At 29.2% G+C, this 13,077-nt stretch carries 11 protein-coding genes, 1 tRNA gene and 1 other annotated feature (1 of these 13 only partly in view); of the genes, 1 reads left to right on the top strand and 11 read right to left on the bottom strand.

What is annotated here, in order from left to right; all coding sequences use genetic code 11:
* Positions 1-54, bottom strand: a binding site (T-box leader) (it extends 161 nt beyond the left edge of the window).
* A 90-nt stretch (positions 55-144) separates the two neighbouring features.
* Positions 145-2,187 carry an ATP-dependent helicase gene (locus TVTCOM_RS18005; RefSeq protein WP_434797628.1) on the bottom strand — a complete coding sequence of 681 codons (2,043 nt, stop codon included), beginning with the start codon at positions 2,185-2,187 and terminating at the stop codon, positions 145-147.
* A 130-nt stretch (positions 2,188-2,317) separates the two neighbouring features.
* Here TVTCOM_RS18005 and TVTCOM_RS18010 point away from each other — a divergent pair, with 130 nt between their 5' ends.
* On the top strand, positions 2,318-3,235 hold the full coding sequence (locus TVTCOM_RS18010; RefSeq protein WP_434797629.1) for a ribonuclease H-like domain-containing protein: 918 nt from the start codon (positions 2,318-2,320) through the stop codon (positions 3,233-3,235).
* A 60-nt stretch (positions 3,236-3,295) separates the two neighbouring features.
* On the opposite strand, the gene TVTCOM_RS18015 is transcribed toward TVTCOM_RS18010, so the two are convergent.
* The 10 genes from TVTCOM_RS18015 to acsE all read right to left on the bottom strand — a co-directional run bounded on the left by TVTCOM_RS18015 (position 3,296) and on the right by acsE (position 13,051).
* Positions 3,296-4,060 carry a YdcF family protein gene (locus TVTCOM_RS18015; protein WP_434797630.1) on the bottom strand — a complete coding sequence of 255 codons (765 nt, stop codon included), beginning with the start codon at positions 4,058-4,060 and terminating at the stop codon, positions 3,296-3,298.
* A gap of 141 nt (positions 4,061-4,201) precedes the next feature.
* Positions 4,202-5,767, bottom strand: a complete 1,566-nt coding sequence (locus TVTCOM_RS18020) for a ClC family H(+)/Cl(-) exchange transporter (RefSeq protein WP_434797631.1) — start codon at positions 5,765-5,767, stop codon at positions 4,202-4,204.
* A gap of 167 nt (positions 5,768-5,934) precedes the next feature.
* A tRNA-Ser gene (locus TVTCOM_RS18025) sits at positions 5,935-6,027 on the bottom strand.
* 140 nt (positions 6,028-6,167) lie between these two features.
* Positions 6,168-6,479, bottom strand: a complete 312-nt coding sequence (locus TVTCOM_RS18030) for a hypothetical protein (protein WP_434797632.1) — start codon at positions 6,477-6,479, stop codon at positions 6,168-6,170.
* A 13-nt stretch (positions 6,480-6,492) separates the two neighbouring features.
* Positions 6,493-6,909 (bottom strand): DUF3842 family protein, encoded by a 417-nt coding sequence (locus tag TVTCOM_RS18035; RefSeq protein ID WP_074919937.1) that lies wholly within the window; start codon positions 6,907-6,909, stop codon positions 6,493-6,495.
* A 25-nt stretch (positions 6,910-6,934) separates the two neighbouring features.
* Positions 6,935-7,126 carry a CooT family nickel-binding protein gene (locus TVTCOM_RS18040; protein WP_434797633.1) on the bottom strand — a complete coding sequence of 64 codons (192 nt, stop codon included), beginning with the start codon at positions 7,124-7,126 and terminating at the stop codon, positions 6,935-6,937.
* Between the two features lie 345 nt (positions 7,127-7,471).
* Positions 7,472-9,400 carry a corrinoid activation/regeneration protein AcsV gene (acsV, locus tag TVTCOM_RS18045; protein WP_434797634.1) on the bottom strand — a complete coding sequence of 643 codons (1,929 nt, stop codon included), beginning with the start codon at positions 9,398-9,400 and terminating at the stop codon, positions 7,472-7,474.
* Between the two features lie 176 nt (positions 9,401-9,576).
* Complete coding sequence (gene gcvH, locus TVTCOM_RS18050; RefSeq protein ID WP_018592071.1) at positions 9,577-9,954, bottom strand: glycine cleavage system protein GcvH; 378 nt, start codon at positions 9,952-9,954, stop codon at positions 9,577-9,579.
* Positions 9,955-9,986: 32 nt separating this feature from the next.
* Complete coding sequence (gene acsB / locus TVTCOM_RS18055) at positions 9,987-12,116, bottom strand: acetyl-CoA decarbonylase/synthase complex subunit alpha/beta (RefSeq protein ID WP_434797635.1); 2,130 nt, start codon at positions 12,114-12,116, stop codon at positions 9,987-9,989.
* A 119-nt stretch (positions 12,117-12,235) separates the two neighbouring features.
* Positions 12,236-13,051 carry a carbon monoxide dehydrogenase/acetyl-CoA synthase methytransferase subunit gene (gene acsE / locus TVTCOM_RS18060; protein ID WP_434797636.1) on the bottom strand — a complete coding sequence of 272 codons (816 nt, stop codon included), beginning with the start codon at positions 13,049-13,051 and terminating at the stop codon, positions 12,236-12,238.
* Between the last annotated feature and the right edge of the window lie 26 nt (positions 13,052-13,077).

Genomic DNA, 13,077 nt, shown 5'->3' on the forward strand with positions numbered 1-13,077 from the left:
TACCCTAACTCGCTGGAACTCCATTTAAGCTACTCTCTTTTTCATAGAATTTTCTTTTTCAAATTATTAATCTAATTATAGTTAGATAATTTATCTTTGTCAACACCAAATTTCAGAATTTTTTAATTTTTGTTTATATTTTATTTATAACTTTTTCATAATATCATTTCTCATACATAGTTTGTAATCTAATGTTTTTTCTTCATTTTTAAATTTAACTTGTACCATATCCCCATCTTTACCCACAATTCTTCCATTTCCAAAACTTTTGTGATAAAGTTTATCCCCAATTTTAACACTTTTCATATCTTCTTTTGTGGGATTTTTTATATCATTCAAAAATCTTGATTCATACGCTTTTTTCCCATATTTATTTATGGGAGAACTTAAGGTTAAACTTTCTTCTGCACGAGTCATACCTACATACATAAGTCTTCTTTCTTCTTCTATTTGTTCAGCTTTTTTCTCATCATCATCAATATCGTAAGACTTTTCATGGGGAATTGTTCCTTCATTAATTCCTATAATATAAACATATCTGAACTCTAGTCCCTTAGCACTATGCATAGTAGTAAATACTACTCCATCTAATTCCTTTTTATACTGATTTTGCTCCAATTCTGTCTTAACTTTTTCTATATGATCTAAATATTCTTCAATAGTTTCAAAGTTAGACGCAGAACTTTCTATCTCATTCAAAATTTCTATTAATCCATTTGTCTTTATTTTTCTATTCATGCAATAATCTAAAATATACTTATCATAATCTAAAGTTGTTCTTATATATGATATGGCATCTTGTGGACATTGATGTTTCAAATAGCTTATATCAATATCCAAATCATTTATAGTTTTCACTTGCTTTGGATGAAGATTGCACTTTGTTATTAAAGCATTTACAAAGTCTTTATCTTCCTTAATTTGATTTAAATTATCCCTAGATATATATCTAAAAGGTTTATTAATGATTCTTATCCAATCCTCATTACTATGTTGTTTTACAGCAATTTTTAAGTAAGACAGTATATCTCTTGCTGCCCAGTGGTCGTATATTGTCACTATAGAGTCTTTTATTGTGAAAGGTATTCTCATATCCATAAACACATCTACAAGAGCCCTAGATTGAATATTTGTCCTGTAAATCACTGCAAAATCACTATATTCTACATAATCCTTTTTAATCTCTTCTAAAATGTCTTTTCCAATTTGAATTGCCTCATCTTCTGAGTCCTTTGGCCTAATACAATTTACTATTGCACCTTCACCTTGATGACATTTTATAGTTTTATCATATCTACTAACATTTTTTTCTATTAATTTATTAGATACATCTATTATTTCTTTTTTAGATCTGTAATTAATATCTAGTAGAATCTTGTCTGTTCCTTTAAAATGCTCTTCAAACTGTAATAAAAAGTCAGGTCTAGATCCTCTAAATCCATAGATACTTTGATCTTCATCTCCTACAACAAATATATTGTTATTTGGATTTGACATTAGTTTTAGTACTTCAAATTGCACTCTATTTATATCCTGAAATTCATCTACTAAAATATATTTATAAACTTGTCTAACCATATCTAAAGCCTGTTCATTTTGACTCAACAAATAGTATGTTCTAAGTAACATATCATCAAAGTCTATCTTTTTAACTTGTTCCTTATATTCTTCGTACATATTGTAAGTATTTATAAATTCATCTTTTGTTAAAATTTCTGATTCAAAATCTTGTTTATCCATGAGCTCATTTTTAACATAAGAAATTTCATTTATAACTTGTCCCACCGTTTCATCATCTTCACCATTTTCTACTTTTAAGTTTTTCAGTATTCCTTTAATAGTATTTCTTTTTGTTTTTTCATCAAGAATACTATTCATTTCGTATTTTCCAAAATACCTTAAAATTTTATAAAAAACAGCATGAAATGTTCCAAAAGTAACTTTATTTATTCTGCTATCCTTACAAATTTGAAGAGCTCTATTTCTCATTTCCATAGAAGAGTTCTTTGTGAAACTTATTGCTAATATTCTTGTTGGCGGAATATTATTATTCATTATCATATTTGCGATTCTATAAGTTATAACTCTTGTTTTACCTGACCCAGGCCCAGCCAACACCATGCATGGTCCATCCACATGCTCCACTGCTTTTCTTTGATTTTCGTTTAATTTATCTTTATCAATCATCTTTTCCCACCTTGAAGTATTTGTCTATTTATTTATAAAATTACATTTACTATCATTTCTATTTAATATATGATTAAATTAATTTATTCAACGTCTATTATAGTACAAAATTGAAAAAAGGAGAAATATCATGAAGATTATAGAAAAAATATTAATAGATGAAAAATTAAACATGAATAGTGACACCTTTATATTCGACATCGAAACTACTGGACTAAGCCCAAAATTTTGCAAGGTTATTTTAATCGGTATTTTATATAATTGCCAAGATAAGACTGTTATTAAACAATTTTTTGCAGAAAATGAGGACGAAGAAAAAGAATTACTTATGGCTTTTATTGATAGTATTAAACGTTTCAAAAGGCATGTAACTTATAATGGTCTAAGTTTTGATATAGGATTTGTAAATTATAGATTAAAAAAACACCATATTAATTTTAATTTAGATAAAGAAGATAACTTTGATATTTTTAGGTTTATTAAATCATTTAAGTCTCCTCTAGGTTTGGAAGATTGTAGTTTAAGCTCAGTTGAAACATACTTTGATATTCATAGAGATGATGTTATAGATGGTGGCGAAAGTGTAAAATTATATAAAAAATTTGTTGAAAGCAAAGATTATAGAATTATGGATACTATTCTTTTACATAATTACGAAGATATTTATAATTTAAGTAAACTTATAAATATTAAAGATTTAGTAGGGGAAAAGTTAGATTTATTGGAACTAAACGGAATCAATTATAATTTTAAAGTTTTTCCTTTAAACTATAAAATAAATGCTAAAAAATTATGTATGAATTATTTTATTTTTACTGGGGAGTACAACAATATTTCAATTTATAACGACAATTATTCTATAATCTGCCAAGATAATAATATTTCTTTGGAAATAAATATCAATAAAGGTATAGATAAAGATAAAAATACCATATTATTTTATAATTTATCGAAAATTATTCCTCTTAAGTTTAACGATAATATTCTAGACGCAAATATTTATTCTTTATGTAATTTTATAATGAAAAAAGAACTTTGTAATATTTAAATTATTGAACATAAAAAGCTATATAACTAGATTACTTTTCTAGATATATAGCTTTTTAATTTAACTAAAAAGGCTAATTTTTATACTTCTATAAAAATCTATAATACTGGTTGGATACTCCCTTATCATATAATATACCTTACTAGACAAGCTACTTATTGAACATAGACCCTCATTATCCATTCCCAAAATACTAGCTATAAATCTTCCTCTAAACAAATGATAATCGCTAGTTACAATCAAAGCTTTATTTTCTAAGTTTAAATCTTTCATTATCTCTTTACTAAACATTATATTTTCTAAAGTTGTAGTTGCTTTATTTTCTAATATTATATGGTCTTCATCTACTCCATTTTTAACAAGATAACTTTTCATTGCTGATGCTTCAGTAATTACCTCGTCTTTACCTTGCCCACCAGATACAATTATATTTATATTTTTATTTTGATTGTAGTACTCAATTGCTTTGTCTAATCTTTGTTTTAGAGTCTTAGACACGCCATCTTTATTTACTTTAGCTCCTAAAACTATCATAGTATCCATAGGATTTATAGAACTTACATCCTTAGTTTTGTACATATTGATAATAATTGCACCTTGCAATAAAATAAATGATGTTATAAATAGTATCATTACTGTTTTATAAATTTTGTATATTACTTTTGTATGTTTATTTTTATAAGCAATATTTTTAGCACTTATTAGTAAGTATATAAGTATTACTGATACAATTATAAATACTGAAGAAAAGCTTAATCCCCATTGAGATAACACTAGTGTTATTGGAATACTTAGTACTATAAGTAATTTTATATTTTTATTCACAACTATTCTCCCTTTCAGCTTACGAGTATCCGTTATTCGCAGTCAATTATAGCATACTATATTAAAACTCAAAAAGAAGCTATTTAGTCAATATTAAATTGTTCACTAAATAACTCCTTAATTCTAATTTTTAATTATTTATTAAACTGTAGATGCCATTTCAGATATATCTTCCAGCATACATGAAGCGCTATCTTCATTAGTCATTATTACTAATAAATCTCCTGCATAAATTTTTGTATCTCCCCTTGGTAAAATTTCTTTTTCACCTCTGTGTATTGATACAACTAAACAATTTTCAGGCCAATCTATATCTTTTATTTCTTTATTATCTAATTCACTATATATTTGTACTGCTGTTTCTATTAATGTTTTCTTTCCTGCTCTACCTTCATATTTATTAGTTCCTTTAGCTAAAATTCGACTCAATAAGCTTTCATAAATCGGTTCAGAGTTTAAGATATCTGAAGTTAATTGCGATACTATTACAACTACTGCTAAAGATAGCAAATGATTTAATGAACCTGTCATTTCAGAAATTAGCAATATGGCTGTAATAGGTGCTTTTACTATTGATGCAAAATGTCCTGCCATTGCAAGAACGATAAAATTAACTAAATAAATCGATGGTATTCCCAAATATTTCACATATATAAGTCCAACAAAATTACCCACTAAAGCTCCTAAAACTAATAATGGGAAAAATATTCCTCCTGGAACTCCTGAGCCAAAACTAACAAAGGTAAATAAGAATTTTAATATTATTAATGAAAATAATAATATTAAAGTAAATTGACTTTCTTTTAAGCTCATGATTAAATCATGTCCACCGCCTAAAACTATAGGACATATCATTCCTATTATTCCTGTCATTACAAAAGGAATAATACATTTAATCTCTACAGATGCATTTAACTTTTTATATAAATCCTGAGTTTTTAAAAGACCACTACTGAATATAACTCCGCTAACACCTATAACTATACCAAGTATTATAAGACCCCAGTAATATTTTAAAGGTAAAGAGTTTAATCTTGAAAAATGTAAGGATGGTGTCATACCAAAGAAATTTTTTGAAATAAAATCAGCAGTCAAAGATGCTATCATTGCTGATAATAGTACTAACGGGGAAAAGTTTTTATGAGTTTCCTCCAAAGAAAACATTACACCTGATATGGGAGCATTAAACGCTGCAGAAAGGCCTGCGCTGGCTCCACTTGTAATTAAATACTTCTTTTCATTTTCTAATTTATTACTTTTCTCAGAAATTCCCTCACCAATACAAGCTCCCATTTGTACCGATGGGCCTTCCCTTCCAAGAGAAAGTCCTGCTCCTAAACAAATCAATCCGCCTATAAACTTATAAATTAATACATTAAACCAATTTTGTTTTAAGTTTCTAGTTAATATTCCCTCAACTTGAGGAATACCACTACCGCTTATCATAGGCTCTTTTTTTGTCATTTTACCAACTATAAATCCTAGAAAAATTAAAAATAAAAATACAATAGGTATTAATATCATATTTTCTGTAGCTTTATTATACATACTTATAAACATTGGACTTATTTTCATCAATATTATTCTATGTATTACAATAACTAAGCCTACTACTATACCTACTAATAAAGAATCCATAATTAATCTGTATTTTAGATTTTCAAGTCGTTTTAACATATTATATACTCTGTCTTTCTTTGCCTCCATAATATCTCCTTTCAAATCTAATTTTAAACATATTTCATTAAAATTACAACCAATTGATAAAAATCTTATATATATTAATTTAATATAACATAATAGAATACAAGTTTTTGCAAATAATAAATTTACTTAAAAAAAAGACTATGGAATAAATTCCATAGTCTTTTGATTGGCGGAGAAGGAGGGATTCGAACCCTCGCACCGGTTTAATCCAGCCTAATCCCTTAGCAGGGGATCCTCTTGAGCCACTTGAGTACTTCTCCAATACTATTTTATTATAATATATAAAAACATTTTTGTCAACTATTAGTATTTATTAAATATTATTTGTTCTTAATATTCAATTATATTATTAACAAAAGCAAAGAAAATTTTCATATTCTTTGCTTTTTATCTTAAATAACTACATATTTTTTTTAGCTTCTAATAACATTTCATTAGCTTGTTGCATACATGCTATTGCTTTTTCTATATACTCAGCAGCTTCTTCTTTGCCCATCTCTTTTGCTTTGTTTACCCATTCTCTAAAACCTTCTTCATGAGATTGATTATGATTAACCCAGTGTACTAATAAAATGTTTAAAGTTTTTTCATCCTTGCTTACTTCTTCTCCCTCGTGATTATGACAGTTTCCTCCACACCCACATTCAGCATGTACATGATCGTGATCATGATGATGACCTTCGTGATATAAAGCTACAGTTTTATTAAACATTTTAAACTCCCCCTTATTTTATATTAAATTCTCTTTTTATTATTTTGATTGTGTCTTTAATTAATAATGATAATGGCTTACCTTCTATACCTATTACTTCAAAATTTTCTGGCATTATTGGTAATAATATTTTAAATGCTTCGCTATCACATACGGCCTCACTTATGGTGCTTGTTACTTCTCCCATCATAGTATTTGGCATTACAATCGAAATAGGCGAAACAATTATATTGGCTTTTTTTGAAGATACTACTATGGCATTTTCTCCCGTCGCACCTTTGTTAGCACGAGCCTTCATCATAGCACTTGTAGCTATTGAATTTGTACCTAATGCATATATTTCCATATATGATGGTAATTCTTCTCTTAGTGCACTAACAACTTGAGCTCCTATACCGCCACCCATTCCGTCTATTACTGCAATTATCATATTTTACCTACCTCTAATTTTATTTTTATTCTTCTGCTAAAATTATTTTATGGTCCATTAATCTTATTTCTTTAATAAAACCATCAACTATTTTTTGTTCTCCTAACAAGTCTGTTAAATAAACCTTTCCTTCAGTTGGATCTACATTTACCACATTTTCCATTACTTTTTCCAATTTATTATCTTTTCCTAATACAAATGCAGATGATTCACACATATAAAAATCCCCCTTTATTATATAAATCTAATCAAAAAAAAGATTTCTAAAGGCATTACAATACCATAAGAAACCTTCATGATTTCACTTACAAATTTTTCTATTAATATAAGTATATACTCATATTATTTGCAAGTCAAACACTTAAGTACAATTTATTTCTTACAATAAAAAGTATTGCAAAAAAACTTTGTTTTTGTATTGTATTCTTCTAAATTAGATATATATTTTATCATCCCTCTGTTAATGTAACCCTATCATTCTATCCCCTAAAATATAAAAAACCATGATGTTTATATATATCAATAAATACATATAAAACCTTCATGGTCTTAATTATCATTTTTACTCTAAAATTTCTTTTACTGTTGGGAATTGATCTATATTAGTATGTGGCAAGAAACATGCTGATACAAATTCATCCATATATGTAGGATATACACTTAACTCTACATATGTCATTTGAGATGCTATTTCTTCTAATTTATGTCTAGCATCTGAACTTATTAAGCTTAAGTATGATCCAACTAATGAACTATTTCCTATATACTTAAACTTACTTCTTTCAACATCTGGAAGTAGACCTATTAAGATTGAGTTTTCAATATCAAGATTATTTCCTATTCCTCCTGCTATATAAACATTATCAATTACTTCAAAGTCCATACCTAAACTTTCTACAAGCACTGATGCACCTGAATATATAGCACCTTTTGTTCTAATAAAATTATCAATATCCACTTCATTAATAAACAAGTCATTTTCTAGACCTTCATAGTCTTCTTTAAATGCCAAGATATATTCACCTATATCATGTTCATTAAATCTAACTCTTTTATTATCTAATTCTCTTTTTATTTTTCCTCTTCTATCAATTATGCCTTTAAGTAGCATTTGACATATTAAATCTATTATACCCGAACCACAAATTCCTATAGGTGCACATTCGCCTATTATTGTTAATTCAGGTTCTAAAGTACTTTCGTCTATACTAACTTTTTCTATTGCTCCATCTGATGCTCTCATGCCACAACTAATTCCTCCACCTTCAAAAGCTGGTCCTGCGGAGCATGCACAACACATCATAAAGTCTTTATTTCCAAATACAATTTCTCCATTAGTACCTAAGTCTATGAATAATGTATTTTCTTCGCTAGCCCATATTCCTGCTGATAATACACCTGCAGTTATATCTCCACCTACATAACTTGCCACGTTTGGTGCTAAGTATATTAAAGCACTTTTATTAACATTTAGTCCCACATCTTCACCCATTAAATTTGGTGATTTTAAGTATGGTGGAATATATGGTTCTAATCTTAAATAATCAGGATATATGCCTAGGAAAAGAGTAGACATTGTTGTATTACCAGATAATACAACTCTTACTACGTTGTTTTTATTTATACCTGTACTTGTATATAGAGATTCAATTAATGGATTTAGAGTATCATCTATAATTGACTTCCTCATAATTTCTAAATTGTTTTTTCTAACAGCAAATACAATTCTATTAATTACATCAGCACCATATTTTATTTGCGCATTTCCTGAAGATGCCTTTTCTACAACTTCATTAGTAATTAAATTTACTAAAGCAACAACTACAGATGTTGTCCCTATATCTATAGCTAATCCATATAGTTCTCCCTCTTTATTACCTGGTTCTACATTTAATATTGTAATCTTATTTTTCTTTTTAACATAAGTTAAAGTTATTTTAAAATTCTCTTCTCTTAATACTAATGGCAGCTTTTTTAATATATCTAGTCTAAAATCTATTCCATCAATACCCAAATCTTGTCTTACTTGTCTATCTAATCTATCTACATCACTTATATTATCATCTAATGATGGTTCATCTAATTCAATATATTTTTTCTCCACATTAGTACTATAAGAAAATTCATTTTCTTCTATTATGCCTCTAGCTCTATCAAATAATTTTTTATCTACTTTTTTACCTGTACCCTCTATTTTCATTCCATGCATTGAAGATGAAAGTTTAGATGGAACATCTATAACAATATCTCCAGTTACTTCAGTTGCACAAGCTAAAATATATCCTTTTTTCCATTCTTCATCACTAATATGTACTGTCTTTTCTGTATCACATTTTCCCTCTAATAACTTCACTTTACACTTTCCGCATGATTTAGTTCCATTGCAAGGTGCATCTATAAAAATATCTGCTTTTCTCGCTACATCTAGTAATTTTTCTCCAAGTTCACATTCTACTTCCTTGTTATGTGATTTAAAAAAAACTTTAGCCATTCTATCTCACCCCAATAAATTAATTTTTATAATCACTCAACCTCATATATTATTAAAACACGTATAAAATACCCTTTTATTATTATTTTAATTTAATATACTTAAAAAAGCATAGTAAACTTAATTCTATTAAATTTACTACGCTTTCTTTTTAGTTCAAATTACCTTACTAATTCTTATTCTAAACCTTTTTCGTATTCTTCTCCACTTAATAAAGTATCTAATTCAGATGTATCTGACATTTTTACTTTACATATCCAAGCATCATATGGAGCTTCATTTACATACTCAGGTTCATCTTCTAATTTATCTTCGTTTATTTCAACTACTACTCCTGAAACTGGAGCTATTAAATCAGAAGCTACTTTAGATGATTCTATAACACCAAAAGATTCATCTTTTGTTAATTCATCATCTATTTCTGGCATTTCAACGAATAAAACTTCTCCCAATTGCTCTTGAGCAAAGTCACTTACTCCAACAAATGCAAACTCTCCTTCAACTTTTACCCAAGTATGTTTTGGAGAATATTTTAATCCTGCTACTGTACTCATATATTTTTTCTCCCCTAATATTTTTATTTAAATTACATTATTGGATCCATAGATAATGCTGGATGTCCTTTTTCCTCAAGGAATGCGCAAACTCCTTCAGAATCATCAGCTATTGTTTCATCACAGATCATTTCGCTGAAGTTTTCTATTCCAGCCATTTCTTTAACTGTTTGATTTAATTTATCAGCTACAAAATCCTTTAATTCTTTTGGCATCCAAACTATTCTTTCTGGTCCACCTTCAGTGTAAGCAAATTTCTTAGAAGATATGAAATGTCTACCATGACCCATGAATCCTGGAGTTTGAACTCCACCACCAGTCATAGATGCAAGTTCACCGAAAGTCATACCAACAGGAGTTATTCCTGGGAACTCTCTATTTACTATAACTAATCCATTAGCTTCTGGCATAATACCACATATACATTCGAAGCATCCACAAGAAGTCATAGGATCTTCCATTATAGAGTAAAGAGTAACTTTTTCAACTGCACCTTGAGATATTTCATTTACAGTTTCATTAACTGATTCCCAAATACCCTTCTTATCATCTATACAATCACCTTTAGCTATTGGTTGACAAGGTCCTGTTGGGTTAAGTTCTTTAGTAGCCTTAGCATCTAACCAAGAAACTGCTCCACAAAGTCCTAATCTTTCAGGAGTAACTACACAAACGTGAGCTGGAGCAAATGATTGACACATGTTACAAGAATAGAAATCTTCAACACTTTCATCAACAAGTGATGCCAATCTATCATCTCTAGATTCATATTTAGCTAAAGCTTCAGCTTTTCTTTCATTAACTATTGTTTCATCAGTGATTATAGTAACTTCACATTTATCAACAACAGCTTCGAACTCATCTTTCATCATAGCATACATAACTTCACCTATATGCTCAAGAGTAAATCCTTTTTCAACAGCGTCTTTAGATATTCTTACCCAAGACATATCTCTTTGACCTACATGCATTAATCCTTCTATGTAGTTCATGAAGTAGTGGAATCTTCTTTCAAGAACTGGTTCGAAGTCTTCTTGCATTGCTTTACCAGCAACATTAACTACTATAGCAAGTGGTAATCTAGTAATACCATCTGCTAATTTAGCTATATCTATATTTTCACCTATAACTTCTATTTTATGGTCTTCTATTTCTGCCATAGATTTAGCTGTAACTAATTCCCAAGCAGGAGTTTTATTTCCACCGAATTCGTAAGCCATTTCAGCTTTTCTTATTCTTTCACCTTCGAAAGCTGCAGCGAATCCAACTGGTATAGGTATTTCAGTAACTTTTATTTTTATGTTTCTAGCTTCTAATGAAGTAGCAACAAATTTATCATAATCTCTTTGAGTTAATAAGTTGCAAGGAACTTCTGTAACAACTTGGTCAGTTATAACTGGGAATCCAAGAGCTATAGCTCCAGCACCACAAGCAACTATTAATTCACTAAGTGGTCCAAATGCATTAACAAATGCAGGAACTCTCTTAGCTGTATATTCTAATAATTGATTTAAATCTCCTGGAGGAACAGCACCGAATATTAATGCAGCTCTTATAGCAACAGAAACAACGTGGATAACTGATGTTACGTCATATCCTAGAGGTATAACACGAAGTTCTACACTCATTTTTACTCCAGCTTCTATAGCTTGATCTATAACTTTTCCAACTAGGAAAGTTAATAAACCTTTAGATTGGTAATCTTTAACTACTTTTGCTAATGTTTCAGAGTCTGGGCATTCACCAAGAACAACTGCAACACCAGGTATATCTCCAGTAACTAGTGGTACACCTAGAGATCTGATTATAGGGTCAACTACGTGTCCTGCACATGGAGCTTCATATGGAGTTGGGTTTAAAGCATATTTAACTGCTTCAACTATTTCAGCAGCTAAAGCTGTAGCTAAACCAGCATTTAAAGCTGTTTCTAGTAATGGTTTTTCTACTATTAAAGATTTTACTATTGCTAAAGCACCTTCTAAATCTCCTAAAGTAGCCATTTTTTGGCCTGTTGCAGCATATATGCATGGAAGAGAATATGCTGTATCTGGGAATGCCACCGGACATTCTTTACCTTTTTCTGCTATTGCAGCTGTAAGTGCTCCGTTTGCTGCATCATATGCTTGTTTTGCACCTGTGTAGATTATGTTATATAAATTCACTTTTACTTCCCCCTTTTATGAATTATATGTTTATATTTAGGCTAAGCATTAATTTTTAACGCTTAGCCATTAAAACCTAATTCAAATTTAAAATTCTAATTTTAAAATTCTAATTTTTATTATCCTTTATAATCAAAAGCTAAATCTTTTACTTCTAAGAAAGAGTCTGCATATAAGTTTGAGTTTCTGATTATATCACAAGATTTTATAGTTTGCATTAATATCTCATCTAATGGGTTAACTATTGCAGAAGAGAATCCATTAGCCATAGCCATTGCTAACCAGTTACTATCTAATATTGGTCTTATATGTTTTGGACAACCATTAGAAACATTTGATAATCCACCAGTAGTTTTTAATCCCATTTCAGTCATTTGTCTTATAGCTTCTAGTACATCCATTTGTTTATCTTGCATTCCTTTTATAACTAAACAAAGTGGGTCGAAGTATACATCTGTTTCTGGATCTATTCCAGCCATAGCAGCTGCTTCTATTAGCTCAGTACAGAATCCCATACGTTGCTCATTATCAGCTGGTATACCTTCTTTAGCACATAATGCTATTATAGCTGCATCATATTCTCCAGCTACTTCCATTAAATGCATTCTATCTCCAGCATCTGCAGAGTTTATGATTGGTTTTCCATGAGTTCTATCATATACTTTTAATCCAGCTTCTAAAGCTGCAACGTTAGCTGTATCTAAAGCTAATGGAACGTTATTTAATTCACTTTGAAGTAACTTAACTCCCCACTCCATTATTTCAGCTCCATCTCTTTCAGCTGGTCCTATGTTAAAATCTATAACATGAGCTCCTGCATCTAATTGCTCTATAGCTCTTTTTATTATTGGCTCTGGATTTCTTTCAGCTATAGCTTTTCTTATTGGTGGTGCTATACAGTGAATTCTTTCACCTATAATCATAAATTTTTCCATATTAATTTATCCCCCTTAGATTTTAT

Source organism: Terrisporobacter vanillatitrophus (assembly GCF_051148895.1).
GTDB classification, from domain to species: domain Bacteria; phylum Bacillota; class Clostridia; order Peptostreptococcales; family Peptostreptococcaceae; genus Terrisporobacter; species Terrisporobacter vanillatitrophus.

Bases quoted from the DNA above. Each gene is read 5' to 3' on its own strand.
- TVTCOM_RS18005 (WP_434797628.1), bottom strand. From the start codon at position 2,187: ATGATTGATAAAGATAAATTAAACGAAAATCAAAGAAAAGCAGTGGAG.
- TVTCOM_RS18010 (WP_434797629.1), top strand. From the start codon at position 2,318: ATGAAGATTATAGAAAAAATATTAATAGATGAAAAATTAAACATGAAT.
- TVTCOM_RS18020 (WP_434797631.1), bottom strand. From the start codon at position 5,767: ATGGAGGCAAAGAAAGACAGAGTATATAATATGTTAAAACGACTTGAA.
- TVTCOM_RS18030 (WP_434797632.1), bottom strand. From the start codon at position 6,479: ATGTTTAATAAAACTGTAGCTTTATATCACGAAGGTCATCATCATGAT.
- TVTCOM_RS18035 (WP_074919937.1), bottom strand. From the start codon at position 6,909: ATGATAATTGCAGTAATAGACGGAATGGGTGGCGGTATAGGAGCTCAA.
- TVTCOM_RS18040 (WP_434797633.1), bottom strand. From the start codon at position 7,126: ATGTGTGAATCATCTGCATTTGTATTAGGAAAAGATAATAAATTGGAA.
- acsV (WP_434797634.1), bottom strand. From the start codon at position 9,400: ATGGCTAAAGTTTTTTTTAAATCACATAACAAGGAAGTAGAATGTGAA.
- gcvH (WP_018592071.1), bottom strand. From the start codon at position 9,954: ATGAGTACAGTAGCAGGATTAAAATATTCTCCAAAACATACTTGGGTA.
- acsE (WP_434797636.1), bottom strand. From the start codon at position 13,051: ATGGAAAAATTTATGATTATAGGTGAAAGAATTCACTGTATAGCACCA.